15 protein-coding genes are annotated in these 15,371 nt (G+C 68.9%); 13 read left to right on the top strand and 2 right to left on the bottom strand.

The genetic code is table 11. The features are described from left to right. Positions 1-63: 63 nt before the first annotated feature. The gene (locus EJO66_RS13595; RefSeq protein WP_240648577.1) at positions 64-1,431 is read right to left on the bottom strand and encodes an AmpG family muropeptide MFS transporter; all 1,368 of its coding nucleotides are present in this window, start codon (positions 1,429-1,431) and stop codon (positions 64-66) included. 76 nt (positions 1,432-1,507) lie between these two features. On the opposite strand from EJO66_RS13595, the gene EJO66_RS13600 reads away from it, so the two are divergent. The 13 genes from EJO66_RS13600 (at position 1,508) to EJO66_RS13660 (ending at position 14,388) form a co-directional block, all read left to right on the top strand. Beyond that, positions 1,508-2,377, top strand: coding sequence for a M48 family metallopeptidase (locus EJO66_RS13600; protein WP_124958361.1), 870 nt, complete (start codon positions 1,508-1,510; stop codon positions 2,375-2,377). Positions 2,378-2,539: 162 nt separating this feature from the next. Further along, positions 2,540-4,255: an allophanate hydrolase gene (gene atzF / locus EJO66_RS13605; RefSeq protein ID WP_124958362.1), complete on the top strand. Its 1,716-nt coding sequence runs from the start codon at positions 2,540-2,542 to the stop codon at positions 4,253-4,255. Positions 4,256-4,272: 17 nt separating this feature from the next. Then, complete coding sequence (locus EJO66_RS13610; RefSeq protein ID WP_124958363.1) at positions 4,273-5,277, top strand: ABC transporter substrate-binding protein; 1,005 nt, start codon at positions 4,273-4,275, stop codon at positions 5,275-5,277. A gap of 2 nt (positions 5,278-5,279) precedes the next feature. Beyond that, on the top strand, positions 5,280-6,110 hold the full coding sequence (locus EJO66_RS13615) for an ABC transporter permease (protein WP_124958364.1): 831 nt from the start codon (positions 5,280-5,282) through the stop codon (positions 6,108-6,110). Beyond that, the gene (locus EJO66_RS13620; protein ID WP_125965446.1) at positions 6,107-6,940 is read left to right on the top strand and encodes an ABC transporter ATP-binding protein; all 834 of its coding nucleotides are present in this window, start codon (positions 6,107-6,109) and stop codon (positions 6,938-6,940) included. The genes EJO66_RS13615 and EJO66_RS13620 overlap by 4 nt, the downstream gene beginning before the upstream one ends. After that, positions 6,937-7,317 carry an oxalurate catabolism protein HpxZ gene (hpxZ, locus tag EJO66_RS13625; RefSeq protein ID WP_124958366.1) on the top strand — a complete coding sequence of 127 codons (381 nt, stop codon included), beginning with the start codon at positions 6,937-6,939 and terminating at the stop codon, positions 7,315-7,317. Before EJO66_RS13620 ends, hpxZ begins: the two co-directional genes overlap by 4 nt. 48 nt (positions 7,318-7,365) lie before the next feature. After that, positions 7,366-8,484 (top strand): BMP family ABC transporter substrate-binding protein, encoded by a 1,119-nt coding sequence (locus EJO66_RS13630; RefSeq protein WP_124958367.1) that lies wholly within the window; start codon positions 7,366-7,368, stop codon positions 8,482-8,484. A 25-nt stretch (positions 8,485-8,509) separates the two neighbouring features. Continuing rightward, positions 8,510-9,571: an ABC transporter permease gene (locus EJO66_RS13635; protein WP_124958368.1), complete on the top strand. Its 1,062-nt coding sequence runs from the start codon at positions 8,510-8,512 to the stop codon at positions 9,569-9,571. Next, positions 9,568-10,491, top strand: a complete 924-nt coding sequence (locus EJO66_RS13640; protein ID WP_124958369.1) for an ABC transporter permease — start codon at positions 9,568-9,570, stop codon at positions 10,489-10,491. The genes EJO66_RS13635 and EJO66_RS13640 overlap by 4 nt, the downstream gene beginning before the upstream one ends. 5 nt (positions 10,492-10,496) lie before the next feature. Next, a complete protein-coding gene (biuH, locus tag EJO66_RS13645; RefSeq protein ID WP_124958370.1) occupies positions 10,497-11,201 on the top strand; it encodes a biuret amidohydrolase in 705 nt (234 codons plus the stop codon). A 7-nt stretch (positions 11,202-11,208) separates the two neighbouring features. Next, complete coding sequence (locus tag EJO66_RS13650; protein ID WP_124958371.1) at positions 11,209-12,807, top strand: ABC transporter ATP-binding protein; 1,599 nt, start codon at positions 11,209-11,211, stop codon at positions 12,805-12,807. 148 nt (positions 12,808-12,955) lie between these two features. Next, positions 12,956-13,627 (top strand): cysteine hydrolase family protein, encoded by a 672-nt coding sequence (locus EJO66_RS13655; RefSeq protein WP_124958372.1) that lies wholly within the window; start codon positions 12,956-12,958, stop codon positions 13,625-13,627. Continuing rightward, positions 13,624-14,388 carry a GntR family transcriptional regulator gene (locus EJO66_RS13660; RefSeq protein WP_124958373.1) on the top strand — a complete coding sequence of 255 codons (765 nt, stop codon included), beginning with the start codon at positions 13,624-13,626 and terminating at the stop codon, positions 14,386-14,388. Before EJO66_RS13655 ends, EJO66_RS13660 begins: the two co-directional genes overlap by 4 nt. Before the next feature lie 6 nt (positions 14,389-14,394). Here EJO66_RS13660 and EJO66_RS13665 read toward each other — a convergent pair whose 3' ends face one another. Further along, positions 14,395-15,360: a tripartite tricarboxylate transporter substrate binding protein gene (locus EJO66_RS13665; protein ID WP_125965447.1), complete on the bottom strand. Its 966-nt coding sequence runs from the start codon at positions 15,358-15,360 to the stop codon at positions 14,395-14,397. Positions 15,361-15,371: the final 11 nt, after the last annotated feature.

Genomic DNA, 15,371 nt, shown 5'->3' on the forward strand with positions numbered 1-15,371 from the left:
AGTGACAGCCTACCAGTTGCGCGGGCACCGCAGCGTCAGCTGTTTTCCCATGCGGACCGCGCCCTATTGACGCCCGGCCGGCGCCTTGGTGGTGGTGATGCGGGCGGCCAGCGCCACCAGCAGCAGCACCGGCACGCCCAGAAAGGCGGTGGCGGTGAAGAACTGGGCGTAGCCGTGCGCGTCGACAAAAGCGCCCGAATAGCCGGCAATGAACTTCGGCAGCAGCAGCATCAGCGAGCTGAACAGGGCGTACTGCGTGGCCGAATAGCTGATGTTCGTGAGGCTCGACAGGTAGGCAATGAAGGCCGCCGAGGCAATGCCGCCGGCCAGGTTGTCGGCCGACACCACCGCGATCAGCGCCGTCAGGTCGTGCCCGCGCGAGGCCAGCCAGGCAAAGAGCAGGTTGCTCGCGGCGCTGAGCACCGCGCCCAGCATCAGCACGCGCATCACGCCCAGGCGCATCGACAGCACGCCGCCCACGAAGGCGCCGGCCAGCGTCATGACCACGCCGTAGATCTTGCTGACGGTGGCCACCTCGTCCTTGGTGAAGCCCATGTCCACGTAGAAGGGGTTGGCCATGATGCCCATCACCACGTCGCTGATGCGGTAGATGGCAATCAGCGAGAGGATCAGCGCGGCCTGCCACTTGTAGCGGCGGATGAAGTCGGCAAAGGGCTCGATCAGCACGCTTTGCAGCCATTCGGCCGCGTTCCTTGCCTTGGGCAGCACGCGGCGCACCGGCTCGGGCGAGAGCAGCACGGTGAGCACGCCCACCGCCATCGAGGCCGCCATCACCAGGTAGGCCGTCTTCCAGGCGCCGTTCTGGTAGGCCGCCGCGCCCGTGGCGCCGGCCGCCGGCGCCACCTCGGCCCAGGCCGCCACCCACAGCACGCCGGCACCGGCCCAGATCATCGCGAGGCGGTAGCCGGTCTGGTAGGCGGCGGCGAGCGCGGCCTGCTTGCGCGTTTCGGCCGACTCGATGCGGAAGGCGTCCAGCGCGATGTCCTGCGTGGCCGAGCCGAAGGCCACCAGCAGCGCGCACCAGATCAGCGGTGCGAGGCCTTGGCGCGGATCGTTGAGCGCCATGCCGACCAGCCCCGCGATCACCACCCCCTGCGCCAGCAGCAGCCAGCCGCGCCGGCGCCCGAGCAGCGTGGTCAGCGGCGGCAGCGGCAGCCGGTCGACCAGCGGCGCCCAGACCCACTTGAAGCCGTAGGCCAAGCCCACCCAGCTCAGGTAGCCGATGGTGGTGCGGTCGATGCCCGCCTCGCGCAGGCGAAAGCTCAGCGTGCCCAGCACCAGCAGCAGCGGCAGGCCGGCGGAAAAGCCCAGCGCCAGCATGCGCAGCGTGGCGGGCTCGAGGTAGACCTTCAGCGCATCGCGCCAGGGCAGGGAGGGGGCGGTGGAGGTTTCGGCGGGCTGGGCAGACATGAACTTCGGATTGTCCATGAGCGCGCGCCGCCTGCCGAGCCGTCTTTTTGTCGGCAATTGTTCCTATGATCCGCGCATGTGCACACGATGCGAGCTTCTCGTTGTTTCTTCCGCGGCTTCCTCGGCGCCGCGCGCCTCGGCCTGGCAGCCGCGGCGGGCCTTCCTGCTCGCGGCGGCCGGCGCCGCGCTGGCCGGGCCGGCCCTGGCGCAGGTGAACGTGGGCAATGCCTCGGTGGCGCGCAACCTGGTGCCGGCCGACCGGATCGAGGCCGCGGGCGTGCAGCAGTACGGCCAGCTGCTCGAACAGGCGCGCGCCAAGCGTGCGCTCGCGGGCGACGGCAACGCGCAGCTGCAGCGGCTTCGCACCATCGCGAACCGGCTGATTCCCTTTGCCACGCCGTGGAACTCGCGCGCGCGTGAATGGAAGTGGGAGGTCAACCTGATCGGCAGCAAGCAGATCAACGCCTTCTGCATGCCGGGCGGCAAGATCGCCTTCTTCACCGGCATCCTCGAGCAGCTCAAGCTCAGCGACGACGAGGTCGCCATGGTGATGGGGCACGAGATGGCCCATGCGCTGCGCGAGCATGCGCGTGCCCGCATGGCCAAGAGCGCGGGCACCGGCGCGGCGCTTTCCATCGGCGCGCAGCTGCTGGGCCTGGGCCAGATGGGCGACCTGGCGGCGCGCGCCGGCACGCAGCTGCTGACCCTCAAGTTCAGCCGCAGCGACGAGACCGAGGCCGATCTCGTCGGGCTCGAACTCGCGGCGCGCGCGGGCTACGACCCGCAGGCCTCGGTGTCGCTCTGGAAGAAGATGGCCGTGGCGTCGAAGAACCAGGGCGGGCTGAGCTTTCTGTCGACCCACCCGAGCGGGCCGGACCGGATCCAGAAGCTTGAGGCCAACTTGCCGAAGGTCGAGGGGCTTTACAAGGAAGCCAAGCGCAGCTGAGGCGTGAGCCACCTCTTCCTCTGAAAGAGGGCGGGGCTGGTGTCTTACTTCCTCCCCCGGAGGGAGAGGGAGCAAAACGCTGAACAGGATCTCTTGAAGGACCGCCTTCGGTCGCCTGGCACATTGCTTGCATCTCAACTTGTACACAAGTTTGGATGCCTGATGATGGTGCATGAAGAAAACGGATCGGCTGCCGCAGCGTGGATTGCCCGCTTCCCACGGCCCGTGCCCGGCGCGGACACGGGCCGCCTCGCCGGCCTGCGCTTCGCGGTCAAGGACAACATCGACGTGGCCGGCGTGCCCACCACGGCTGCCTGCCCGGCCTTCGAGCGCCGGCCGGCGCAGCACTCGGCCGTGGTGCAGAAGCTGCTCGATGCCGGTGCATCGCTGCTCGGGAAGACCAACCTCGACCAGTTCGCCTGCGGCCTGAACGGCACGCGCTCTCCGTACGGCGAAGTGCCCAATGCCTTCGACGCGCGCTACATCTCGGGCGGCTCCAGCTCCGGGTCGGCCTACGTGGTGGCCGCCGGCGAGGTCGATTTCGCGCTCGGCACCGACACCGCGGGCTCGGGCCGCGTGCCCGCCGGGCTCAACAACATCGTCGGGCTCAAGCCCTCGCGCGGCCTGCTGAGCGCCTTCGGCGTGGTGCCGGCCGCCCAGAGCGCGGACTGCGTGTCGATCTTTGCGCGCACCGTCGCCCTGGCCGTCGACGTGCTTCTTGCGGCCGCCGGGCCCGACGCACGCGACCCCTATTCGCGGGAACTTGCATTGCGCAGCGAACCGTTTGCGCCGGCTTTCCGTTTCGGCGTGCCCGACACGCTGAGCTTCTTCGGCGATGCCGCGGCCGAGCAAGCCTTCCGCGATGCGCAGTTGCGGCTCGCCGCCCTCGGCGGCACGGCCGTGGAAATTCCCTATGCGCCGTTGGCCGAGGCCGCCGGGCTGCTCTACGAAAGCGCGCTCGTGGCCGAGCGCTATGCGGCGGTGCGCGGGTTCTTCGATGCGCACAGTGCCGAAGTGATCGAGCCGGTGCGCGGCATTCTCGAAAGCGGCCGCGGCTACAACGCCGCCGACGTGTTCGAGGCGCAGACAAGGCTTCGCGCCATCGCACAACAGGTCGAACCGATGTGGCGCGGCATCGACGTGCTGCTGGTGCCGACCGCGCCCACGCACTACACGCGCGAACAGATGCGTGCCGACCCCGTGGTGCTCAACCGCAACCTCGGCGCGTACACCAACTTTGTCAACCTGCTGGACTACGCCGCCATCTCGGTGCCGAGCGCGCTGGGCGCCGACGGTCTGCCCTTCGGCATCACGCTGATCGGCCCGTGCGGCAGCGATCTTGCGCTGGCCGAACTGGGCCAGCGCTATCACCACGCCACCGGCCTGCCGCAGGGCGCCACAGGCTTGCCGCTGCCCGAGCCGCGCCTCCTTCCGGGCCTGGGCGCTTCGACGGTGCAGACCATGCCCATCGCCGTCGTCGGCGCGCATCTCTCGGGCATGCCGCTCAACGGCCAGCTCACCGAACGCGGCGCCACGCTGCTGCGTGCCACCACCACCTCGCCGCGCTACCGACTGCACGCCTTGCCGGGCACCGTGCCGCCCAAGCCGGGGCTGCAGCGCAGCACGGCCGGCGGAGCAGCCATCGCGCTCGAAGTGTGGTCCGTTCCCGTGGCCCAGGTCGGCAGCTTCCTGGCCCTGATCCCGCCCCCGCTGGGCCTGGGCAGCGTCGAACTCGCCGACGGCGGCTGGGTGCACGGCTTCATCTGCGAGGGCCATGCGCTCGCAGGCGCCGAAGACGTCAGCCACCACGGCGGCTGGCGTGCCTACATCGCGAGCCGCGCCGCCGCTGCCGGCTCTTCCCAAGCCATTCCAACCTGACCGATCGAGGAGTCTTCATGAGCATCCCTGAGAAATCTCCCGCCGCCGCGTCGCGCCGCCAGTTGCTGCAGGCCGGCGCCGCGGGGCTGGCCGTGCTGGCCGCGCCCGCCATCGTGCGCGCGCAAGCCGCGCCGAAGATCCGCATCGGCTTCTGGCCCGTGGCCGCGGGCCTGCCTTTCTTTGCCGCCGTCGACCGCGGCTACTTCAAGGAAGCCGGCCTCGACGTGGAGCCGCTCAAGTTCGCGGGCGCGCAGCAGGTCATGGAAGGCATGCTCGCGGGCCGCTGCGACGGCAGCTCCAACGGCACGGGCTCGGCCAACCTCGCCATCGGCGAGATCGCGCAGCCGGGGCTCTTCAAGATCTTCTGCACCAACCCGAGCAACGCCAAGTTCGTGCTCGACGAATTCATCGTCGCCAAGGACAGCCCGATCAAGACCATGGCCGAGTTGGCTGGAAGGAAGATCGCGTCCGGCCCCGGCATCCAGAACGTGACGCTGTGCAAGACCATGCTGGAGCGCGCGGGCGCCAAGGGCGCCACCGTGAGCGAGCTTCCCATCGGCCAGCATGTGGCCGCGCTCGTGGCGGGGCAGGTCGACGCCTGCTACACGCTCGAGCCCACCGGCACCGTGGGCCGCATGAACGGCACCACGCGTGTCATCGAGGCTGGCGTGGTCGCCAAATACATCCTCGGCGACCCGATGGCGCCCTGGCACGGCGGCGCGGCCAGCCTCACCAGCGAGTTCATCAAGAAGAACCCTGAAGTGGCGAAGAAGTACATCGCCGCCTATGCGCGCGGCGTGGAGCTGGTGCGCAGCAAGCCCGACGACGCGCGCCAGCACATGAAGGGCTACACCGCCATCGAAGGCAGCCTCACGGCCGAAGTGCCGCTCGCCTCGTACATGCTCTACAACGAGTTCAAGCCGAGCGACGTCGCGTACTTCCAGAAGTTCTACGACCTGTTCACCGAGAAAGGCATCTTCGAGAAGAAGGTGCTGGTGGACGGCCTGCTCTACAAGGCCTGACCATGGCCGACGCAAGCACGACCACGGCCGCGCCGTGGACACCGCCGGCCGATGGCAGCGCCACCTCGGCACCGAAGACGCCGCTGCGCGACCGGCTGCTGCCCTTCATCGGCCCCGTGGTGCTGTTCATCGTGTGGGACCTGGCGGTGCGCCTGGGCTTCATCAAGCCGATCCTTTTGCCCACGCCCGCCGACACCGTTGCCGCGCTCATCACGGGGCTGGCGGGCGGGCCGCTGCTCACCGACTTCGCGATGACCGTGTGGCGCACGCTGCAGGCCTTCGCGATTGCGGCGGTGGTCGGCGTGCCGCTGGGCGTGCTGCTCGGCAGCAACGAGCGCGCCTACCGCAGCGTCGAGTTCCTGATCGACTTCTTCCGCTCCACGCCGTCGTCCGCGCTGATCCCGCTGTTCCTCCTGATCTTCGGCGTGTCGGATGTCAACAAGGTGGCCATCGCGGCTTTCGGCGCGCTGCTGATCGTGGTGTTCAACAGCGCCTACGGCGTGATCAATGCGCGCAAGCAGCGCGTGATGGCGGCGCGCGTCATGGGCGCCTCGCGCTGGCAGATCTTCAAGGACGTGCTGGTGTGGGAAAGCCTGCAGCCCAGCTTCGTGGGCCTGCGCTCGGCGGTGTCGATGGCGCTGGTGATCGTCATCGTGGCCGAGATGTTCATCGGCTCCGACACGGGCCTCGGCCACCGGATCATCGACGCGCAGCAGGTGCTCAACGTGAAGAGCATGTATGCGGCCATCCTTGCGGCCGGTGCACTGGGCTACGCCCTCAACATCCTCTTTCTTGTCGCCGAGCGCCGCATCGTGCACTGGAGCGGAAGATGAAAGCCACGCCCGACATCGTCATCAACGGCCCGGTGTATGCCGACGTGCCCAAGCCCGTCTTCAAGCCCGGCCCGGCCGGCACGCACATCACCATCCGCGGGCTCGCCAAGTACTTCGCGGGCTGGCCGCTGTACGAGAACTTCGACCTCGACATTCCCAAGCACCGGATCGTCTCGGTGTTCGGGCCCAACGGCTGCGGCAAGTCCACGCTCATCAACATGATCGCGGGGCTCGTTCCCATCGATGCGGGCGAGATCCTGTTCGACGGCAAGGAGCGCAAGGACACCAAGATCGGCTACGTGTTCCAGAATTACCGCGAGGCGATGTTCCCGTGGATGCGCACCATCGACAACATCGCCTACCCGCTGAAGCTCGAAGGCCGCAGCAAGGCCGAGGTCGACCGCCGCATGGAAGAGCTGGTGGCGTCGTTCGACGTGAAGTTCGACCTCAAGCGCTTTCCGTACGAGCTCTCGGGCGGGCAGCAGCAGACCGCATCGATCATGCGCGCGCTCGCGCCCAAGCCCGAGGTGCTGTTTCTCGACGAGCCTTTTTCGGCGCTCGACTTCGAGATGACGCTGTTCATCCGCGAGAAGCTGCAGGAGGTGTTCATGCAGACCGGCACCACGATGCTCTTGGTGTCGCACGACCTCGAAGAGGCCGTGTACCTTGCCGACGAGGTGCTGCTGCTGACCAAGCGGCCCACCAGGGTGGCCGAGATCCTGCGCTATGGCGATGCGCGGCCGCGCACGGTCGAGACCCTGAGCACCGAGAGCTTCGTCGCAACCAAGAAGCTCAGCCTCGACATCTTCCAGCGCGAGGTGCGCCGATGACGCCCGAGATCAACCTCCCCGAGGTGCTCGCCGAAGTGACGGCCGTGTTCGCGCGCTACGAGCAAGCGCTCATGGCCAACCAGCCCGCAGTGCTCGACGAACTGTTCTGGAACAGCCCGCACACGCTGCGCTACGGCTTCTCGGAGAGCCACTACGGACATGCCGGCATCAGCGCCTTTCGCGCATCGCTGCCGGTGCAGAGCCCGCCGCGCGAGCTGCTGCGCACCGTCATCACCACCTACGGCCGCGACTTTGCCACGGCCAACTGCGAGTTCCGGCGCGAAGGCGCCACCGCTGTCGGCCGGCAGAGCCAGACCTGGCTGCGCACGGCCGACGGCTGGCGCGTGGTCGCCGCCCACGTGAGCCTGCCGGGCTGAGCGCGGGGCACATTTTTTGCACTCCCTTCAACCTCTGGAAAGAACGCCATGACAAGCCCAATCAATCGCCGCGATTCCCTCAAGTCCCTGGCCGCGCTGGGCGCCGCCGGCACCCTCGGAGGCTGGAGCGCGCTCGCCGGCGCACAGGCCAGGCCGCTGACCGTCGGCGTGATCTACGTCGGCGCGCGCGACGACTACGGCTACAACCAGGCGCACGCCATGGCGGCCGCCGAAATCAAGAAGCTGCCCGGCATCAAGGTGGTCGAGGAAGAGAACGTGCCCGAGACCGCCGCCGTGCAGAAGACCATGGCCGGCATGATCTCGCAGGACGGCGCAAAGCTCCTGTTCCCCACCTCGTTCGGCTACTTCGATCCGCACATCCTGGCCGTGGCGCCCAAGAATCCCGACGTGCGCTTCTCGCACTGCGGCGGCCTCTGGACCGAAGGCAAGCACCCGAAGAACGCGGGCAGCTTCTTCGGCTACATCGACGAGTGCCAGTTTCTGAACGGCGTGATCGCTGCGCACATGACCAAGAGCAACAAGATCGCCTTCGTCGCCGCCAAGCCGATTCCGCAGGTGCTGCGCAACATCAACGCCTTCACGCTGGGTGCGCGCTCGGTCAAGCCGAACATCACGTGCAGCGTGATCTTCACCGGCGACTGGTCGATGGCCGTGAAGGAGGCCGAAGCCACCAACAGCCTGGCCGACCAGGGCTGCGATGTCTTCACCATGCACGTGGACGGCCCCAAGGTGGTGGTGGAGACGGCGGCCAAGCGCGGCAAGATGGTCTGCGGCTACCACGCGAGCCAGGCCAAGCTCGCGCCCAATGCGTACCTCACCGGGGCCGAATGGAACTGGCTCACGGCCTACAAGGCCACCATCGAGGCCGCGCAGGCCGGCAAGCCGCATCCCAACTTCTTGCGCGGCGGGTTGAAGGAAGGCTACGTGAAGATGTCGGCCTACGGCCCGATGGTGCCGGACGCCGCGAAGAAGCAGGCGGACGAGATCAAGGCGAAGATGGTCGCGGGCACCTTCGACATCTTCAAGGACGGCATCAAGGACAACAAGGGCGCGGTCGTCGTGCCCGCCGGCAAGGTGCTCAAGCAGACCGACCTGGAGCTCGAGAAGATGAACTACCTGGTCGAAGGCGTGATCGGCCAGGCCTGATCGCGGCAGCACAGGCCCGCACGCCATGCGTCAAGCGCTCAAGGAATTCGCCCTGCCGGTGTTCGCCATTGCGGCGGCGCTGCTGCTGTTCGGCGTGCTCGCGGCCTTTGCCGGCGTCGATCCGTTGGAGGTCTGGGCGACGCTGTTCAAGGGCGCGTTCGGCGACTGGTTCTCCTGGCAGAACACCCTGCAGCGCGCCGCGCCGCTGATGCTCACCGCGCTGTGCGTGGCGCTGCCGGCGCGCGCGGGTCTCATCGTCATCGGCGGCGAAGGCGCGCTCGTGCTGGGCGGCCTGGCCTCGGCCGCGCTCGCGCATGCGGTGTCGCTGCCGGGCAATGCCGCGGGCACGGTGGCGGTCTGCCTCGCGGGCGCATTGGCCGGCGCGCTGTGGATCACCCTTGCGGGCTGGCTGCGCCAGTACCGCGGCATCAATGAAACCATCAGCAGCCTGCTGCTGGCCTACATCGCCATCGGCATCTTCAAGCACCTGGTCGAAGGGCCGCTGCGCGATCCGGCGAGCCTCAACAAGCCATCGACCCATGCGCTGGCCGACGGGCTGCTGATCGGCGGCATCGGCGGTTCGGACGTGCACTGGGGCTTCGTGATCGGCGTCGTCGCCTGCCTGGCGCTCGGGTGGTGGCTGCGCGCCACCGCCTCGGGCTTTTCGGTGCGTGTGGTGGGCGGCAATCCGCGCACCGCGCAACTCGTGGGACTGCCGGCCACGCGGCTCATCCTCGGGGCCTGCGCGCTCGGCGGCGCCTGCGCGGGGCTGGCGGGCGCGGTCGAGGTGGCGGCGGTGCATACCAATGCCAATGCCTCGCTGATCGCAGGCTACGGCTATGCGGGCATCCTGGTGTCGTTCATCGCGCGGCACAACCCGGTGGCCATCGTGCCGGTGGCGATCCTGTTCGGCGGCTTCGGCGCGGCCGGCAGCCTGCTGCAGCGGCGGCTCGGGCTGCCCGATGCCTCGGTGCTGGTGCTGCAGGGCATTGCCTTTGTCCTGATCCTTGCGAGCGAGGGGGTGCGCATGGTCGACTGGAATGCCCTGCGCGCACGTGTTCCGCGCCGCGCGGGGGCGGTGCGATGACCGCGGACCAGTGGATCGCGCTCGTGGCCGGCATCGTCGGCGGCGCGTTGCGCGTGGGCGCCCCCTTCCTGTTCGTGAGCCTCGGTGAATGCCTCACCGAGAAGTCGGGCCGCATCAATCTCGGGCTCGAAGGCGTGCTGGTGCTTTCGGCGATGGCGGCCTTCGGCGGCGCGTACCTCACCGATTCCGCCTGGCTGGGCGTGCTGATCGGCGCGGTGGCGGGGGCGGCGCTCGCGCTGCTGCATGGCCTTTTGTGCTCGCTCGACCGCGTGAACGACGTGGCGACCGGCATTGCATTGATGCTGCTCGGCACGGGGCTCGCGTTCTACCTGGGCAAGCCGCTGATCCAGCCGCAGGCGCCGCAGATTCCGGCGATACCGCTGGGCTTCTGGAGCGACAACACGGTGGTGCGTTCGGCGCTGCAGCTCAATGCGCTGGTGCCGATCGGCGTGGCACTGGCGGTGCTGCTGTGGTGGGGCTTTGCGCACACGCGCGCCGGCCTGCTGGTGCGCATGGCCGGCGACTCGGCGCAGGCGACGCGCGCGCTCGGCTATTCGGTCTCGGGCCTGCGCATCGCGGCGACCACGGCCGGCGGCTTCATCGCCGGGCTCGGCGGCGCGTCGCTCACGCTGTTCTATCCGGGCAGCTGGAACGAGGGCATCTCCAGCGGCCAGGGCCTGATCGCGGTGGCACTGGTGATCTTTGCGCGCTGGAGCCCGCTGCGCTGCGTGGGCGCGGCACTGCTCTTCGGCGGGGCCGGCGCCATCGGACCGGCGCTGCAATCCATCGGCATCGGCTGGGGCTACCACCTGTTCAACACGGTGCCTTACGTGCTCACGCTGGTGATCCTGGTGTTCACCTGCAGGCCCGGCGCGGCCGCCGCCGGTGCGCCGGGTGAACTTTCATCGACAAGGAGCTGAATCCCATGGCGAACACCCCATCTCCCCGCCACGTGGCCGCCGAGCCCTATGGCTGGCCCTACAACGGCGACCTGCGGCCCGGCAACACCGCGCTCATCGTGATCGACATGCAGACCGACTTCTGCGGCAAGGGCGGCTACGTCGACGTGATGGGCTACGACCTCTCGCTGGTGCAGGCGCCGATCCGGCCGATCGCGCGCACGCTCGCGGCGCTGCGGCCGCTGGGCTTCCACATCATCCACACGCGCGAAGGCCACCGGCCCGACCTGGCCGACCTGCCCGCCAACAAGCGCTGGCGCTCGCGCCAGATCGGCGCCAACGGCGTGGGCATCGGCGACGACGGGCCGTGTGGGCGCATCCTGGTACGCGGCGAGCCGGGCTGGGAGATCATTCCCGAACTCGCGCCGCTGCCCGGCGAGGTGGTGATCGACAAGCCCGGCAAGGGCTCGTTCTATGCCACCGACCTGGAATTGATCCTGCGCACGCGCGGCATCGAGAACCTCATCCTCGCGGGCATCACCACCGACGTGTGCGTGCACACCACGATGCGCGACGCCAACGACCGCGGCTTCGAATGCCTGCTGCTGTCCGACTGCACCGCCGCCACCGACCATGGCAACCATCTGGCGGCACTGAAGATGATCACGATGCAGGGCGGCGTGTTCGGCGCGCACGCCACCTCGCAGGCGCTGCTGGCCGCGCTGGATTGACGAAGGCATGGCCGGCCCCACGCCCCACGCCATCGGCGCACTGCCTGCGGGCAGCGGCGCGCTCGCGCTCGACACCTACGAGCTGACCAAGCGCTTCGGCGCCTTCACCGCGATGGACCGCGTGACGATGCGCGTCGAGCCCGGCACGGTGCATGCGCTGCTGGGCGAGAACGGCGCGGGCAAGAGCACGCTGGTGAAATGCGTGGCCGGTTTCCAGCGCGCGGAGGAGGGCAGCATCCTGATCGACGGGCGCGAGCAGGACATTGCCAACCCGATCGTGGCGCGCGCGCTCGGCATCGGCATGGTCTACCAGCATTTCACGCTGGCGCCGGGCATGACGGCGGCCGAGAACCTGCTGCTCGCGGGCGGCAAGACGGCGGCGCTGATCGACTGGAAGACGAAGCGCGCGGAGCTCGAGGATTTTCTTGCGACCACGCCCTTCAGCCTCGACCTCGACGTGCGGCCATCCGAACTCGCGGCGGGCGAGAAGCAGAAGCTCGAACTGCTCAAGCAGCTGTACCTGAAGCCGCGCCTGCTGATCCTCGACGAACCGACCTCGGTGCTCACGCCGCAGGAGGCCGACGAGGTGCTGGGCCACGTGCGCGAATTCGCGAAGAGCGGCCTGTGCACCGTGCTCATCATCACGCACAAGTTCCGCGAGGTGATGGCCTATGCCGACAGCGTGACGGTGCTGCGCCGCGGCAAGGCGGTGCACCACTGCCGCGTCGCGGACACGAGTCCGGCGCAGCTGGCGCAGGCCATGATGGGCGGCGAGGGCGCTTCAGCGTCTGCGCCGGCTTCATCGCCCGTCGCCAGAGCACCGGTGCCCGATGAGGCATCCGTCGCATTGCGGGTCGAGGGCCTCGAGGCGCAGGGGGACCGCGGCACGCTGGCGCTGCACGACCTGAGCCTGTCGGTGCGGGCCGGCGAGATCCTCGGCGTGGCGGGCGTCTCGGGCAACGGGCAGCGCGAACTGGTCGAGGCCCTGGTCGGGCAGCGTCCGCGGCTGGCCGGCAAGGTGAGCGTGATGGGTCGGCCCTACAGCGCGCGCCGCGGCGAGAACCGCAGCCTCAAGGTCCGCAGCCTGCCCGAGGAGCCGCTGCGCAACGCCTGCGTGGGCGACCTCAGCGTGGCGGAGAACATGGCGCTGCGCGATTTCGACCGGCCACCGCTGTCGCGCGGCGGTGTGCTGAACTTTCCGTTCTGGCGCAACCGGGCGCGTGAATGGATTGCCGAATACGGCGTGAAGACGCAGGGCGAGGGCGCGCCGATCCGCAGCCTGTCCGGCGGCAACGTGCAGCGCGCGGTGCTGGCGCGCGAACTCGCCGGCGACATCAACGTGCTGATCGCGGCCAACCCCGTGTTCGGCCTCGACTTCGCGGCGGTGGCCGAGATCCACGAGCGCATCGTGCAGGTGCGGGAGAAGGGCGGGGCGGTGCTGCTGATCAGCGAGGACCTCGACGAGCTGCTCGAGCTGGCCGACCGCATCGTCGTGATGAGCGAAGGGCGGATCGTGTTCGAGACTTCGGCTGCGGGGGCTGAAAGGCACGTGATCGGGGCGCACATGGGTGGCGGGCACCATGAGCCTTTGAAGGCTGCGGCATGAGTGCCCTGCTCGCTGTTGCTGGGCCGCCCACACCGCGCCGCACACCGAGCTTCGAGGTGGAGTGTTCGCCCCCGGTGCATCCGAGGCGATGGCCATTGACACACCGCTCTTCGCCGAACCCAGAGCATCAAAACATCCGAGACACAACATGCGCATAGAAGAAGCCAATCCTTTCCCCTACGCGTTCGAGATCGAAAAATCCGCCCTGATCCTCATCGACATGCAGCGCGACTTCATCGAGCCCGGCGGCTTTGGTGAAACGCTGGGCAACGACGTGTCTTTGCTCGAAGCGATCGTTCCCGCCACAAAATCGGCGCTGCAGGCGTGGCGAAAGGCCGGCGGCTTCGTGGTCCACACGCGCGAGGCGCACAAGGCGGACCTCTCCGATTGCCCGCCGGCCAAGCGCAACCGCGGCAACCCGAGCCTGCGCATCGGCGACGAAGGACCGATGGGCCGCATCCTCGTCGCCGGCGAACCCGGCAACCAGATCATCGATGCGCTGGCGCCCGTCGACGGCGAGATCGTCATCGACAAGCCCGGCAAGGGCGCGTTCTACGCCACCGGCCTGCATGAACTGCTGCAACGCCGCGGCATCACGCACCTGCTGTTCGGCGGCGTCACGACCGAGGTCTGCGTGCAGACCAGCATGCGCGAAGCCAACGACCGGGGCTACGACAGCCTGCTGCTCGAAGACTGCACCGAAAGCTACTTTCCGGCCTTCAAGGCGGCCACGCTCGACATGGTCCGCGCCCAGGGCGCGATCGTCGGCTGGACCGCGCCGAGCACCGCGCTGTTGGCGGCGCTCGGCCAAGGGCAATGACAGCGACTACCATTCCCCACGTGTCTACCGTCCGACCCCGCTCCGCTTCGCCCGCCCCCGCTTCCGACCCGGCCGTTTTCCGCACGCGGGCCGACGAGGTCTACGCGCAGCTCAAGCGCGACGTGGCCGATTTCATCCTCGTGCCCGGCGACCGCTTCACCGAGAACGAGATCAGCGACCGGCTCGGCGTCTCGCGCACGCCCGTGCGGCAGGCGCTGTTCCGCCTCCAGCAGGAGGGCTTCGTCGAGGTGCTGTTCCGCAGCGGCTGGCGCGTGCTGCCGTTCGACTTCGACCAGTTCGAGCAGCTCTACGACCTGCGCATGGTGCTCGAGACCACCGCGGTGCACCGCCTCTGCGAAGCCGACCGCCGCGTCGACCGCAGCCTGCTCGACGCGCTGGCCGGCATCTGGCTCGTGCCCGCGGCCCAGCGCAGCAGCGACACCGCGCAGGTGGCGCAGTGGGACGAGGCCTTTCACTGCGCGCTCGTGGCCGCCGCGGGCAACGCCGAGATGGCGCGCGTGCACGGCGACGTGACCGAGCGCATCCGCATCATCCGCCGGCTCGACTTCACGCAGCAGCCGCGCATCGACGCCACCTACGAGGAGCACGGCAAGATCCTCAAGGCTGTTCGCGCCAACCGCGGCGACCAGGCCGCGATGCTGCTGCGTGCGCACATCGAGACCAGCCAGGCGGAGGTGCGCAAGATCACGCTGCACCAGGTGCACCTGGCGCGGCATGCGGGCAAGGCAGCGCCGCGCTGAAGGAATTCAGTCCGCGGTGATGTTGCCGCGCTTGACCACGCCCGCCCAGCGGTCGGCATCCTTCTTCACCAGCGCACCGAATTCGGCCGGCGTCGAGCTCGCAGGCACCATGCCCTGCGACTCGAACGACTTGGCCACCTCGGGCTGCTTCAGCACCGCTGCGATCTCCTTGTTGAGCCGCGCCACCACGTCTGGCGGCGTGCCCTTGGGCGCGAGCACGCCGTACCACATGTCCACGGCGTCGGCAGTCGCGCCGGCCTCGGCCAGCGTCGGCACCTCGGGCAGCTGTGGCAGGCGCTTGCTGCTGCCCGTGGCCACGGCCTTGAGCTTGCCGGCCTGGATGTGCTGCAGCGCCACGTGCACCGGCAGGAACATGTAGTCGATGCGCCCGCCCAGCAGGTCGGTCACCGCGCCGGCCGTGCCCTTGTAGGGCACATGCATCAGCTCCGTGCCGGTGCCTTGCATCAGGAGCGCCATCGACAGGTGATGCGGCGTGCCCACGCCGGGCGTGGCATAGGTCAGCTTGCCCGGCTCCGCCTTGGCCGCGCTCACCATCTGCGCCACCGAAGCCGCCTTCTGCACGTTCGGGTTGGTCACCAGCAGCAGCGTGCCCCACGAGGTGAGCGACACGGGCGCGAAGTCGGCCACCGGGTCGTAGCCGAGCGACTTGTAGAGGCTGCGGTTCATCACCAGCGTGTTGACCTGCACCAGCAGCGTGTAGCCGTCGGGCTTGGCGCGCGCCACGCGCTCGCTGCCGATGTTGCCGCTGGCGCCGGCAATGTTCTCCACCACCACAGGCTGGCCCAGCAGCGCGGGCAGGCGCGCGGACAGCTGGCGCGCCACCAGGTCGATGCCGGTGCCGGGCGTGTAGGGCACCACCATGGTGATGGGCTGGTCGGGCCAGGCGTGTGCGGCGGTGGCCAGGCCGAGCGTGGCAAGCAGGGCGGCGAAGGTGTTGGTCAGTGAACGCATGGTGTCGTGTC

This window comes from Variovorax beijingensis (assembly GCF_003951285.1).
In the GTDB taxonomy this organism is placed as follows: Bacteria; Pseudomonadota; Gammaproteobacteria; order Burkholderiales; family Burkholderiaceae_C; genus Variovorax; species Variovorax beijingensis.

Excerpts from the sequence above, each read along its gene's own strand:
- EJO66_RS13595 (WP_240648577.1), bottom strand. The coding sequence starts at position 1,431 with ATGTCTGCCCAGCCCGCCGAAACCTCCACCGCCCCCTCCCTGCCCTGG.
- EJO66_RS13600 (WP_124958361.1), top strand. The coding sequence starts at position 1,508 with ATGTGCACACGATGCGAGCTTCTCGTTGTTTCTTCCGCGGCTTCCTCG.
- atzF (WP_124958362.1), top strand. The coding sequence starts at position 2,540 with ATGATGGTGCATGAAGAAAACGGATCGGCTGCCGCAGCGTGGATTGCC.
- EJO66_RS13610 (WP_124958363.1), top strand. The coding sequence starts at position 4,273 with ATGAGCATCCCTGAGAAATCTCCCGCCGCCGCGTCGCGCCGCCAGTTG.
- EJO66_RS13615 (WP_124958364.1), top strand. The coding sequence starts at position 5,280 with ATGGCCGACGCAAGCACGACCACGGCCGCGCCGTGGACACCGCCGGCC.
- EJO66_RS13620 (WP_125965446.1), top strand. The coding sequence starts at position 6,107 with ATGAAAGCCACGCCCGACATCGTCATCAACGGCCCGGTGTATGCCGAC.
- hpxZ (WP_124958366.1), top strand. The coding sequence starts at position 6,937 with ATGACGCCCGAGATCAACCTCCCCGAGGTGCTCGCCGAAGTGACGGCC.
- EJO66_RS13630 (WP_124958367.1), top strand. The coding sequence starts at position 7,366 with ATGACAAGCCCAATCAATCGCCGCGATTCCCTCAAGTCCCTGGCCGCG.
- EJO66_RS13635 (WP_124958368.1), top strand. The coding sequence starts at position 8,510 with ATGCGTCAAGCGCTCAAGGAATTCGCCCTGCCGGTGTTCGCCATTGCG.
- EJO66_RS13640 (WP_124958369.1), top strand. The coding sequence starts at position 9,568 with ATGACCGCGGACCAGTGGATCGCGCTCGTGGCCGGCATCGTCGGCGGC.
- biuH (WP_124958370.1), top strand. The coding sequence starts at position 10,497 with ATGGCGAACACCCCATCTCCCCGCCACGTGGCCGCCGAGCCCTATGGC.
- EJO66_RS13650 (WP_124958371.1), top strand. The coding sequence starts at position 11,209 with ATGGCCGGCCCCACGCCCCACGCCATCGGCGCACTGCCTGCGGGCAGC.
- EJO66_RS13655 (WP_124958372.1), top strand. The coding sequence starts at position 12,956 with ATGCGCATAGAAGAAGCCAATCCTTTCCCCTACGCGTTCGAGATCGAA.
- EJO66_RS13660 (WP_124958373.1), top strand. The coding sequence starts at position 13,624 with ATGACAGCGACTACCATTCCCCACGTGTCTACCGTCCGACCCCGCTCC.
- EJO66_RS13665 (WP_125965447.1), bottom strand. The coding sequence starts at position 15,360 with ATGCGTTCACTGACCAACACCTTCGCCGCCCTGCTTGCCACGCTCGGC.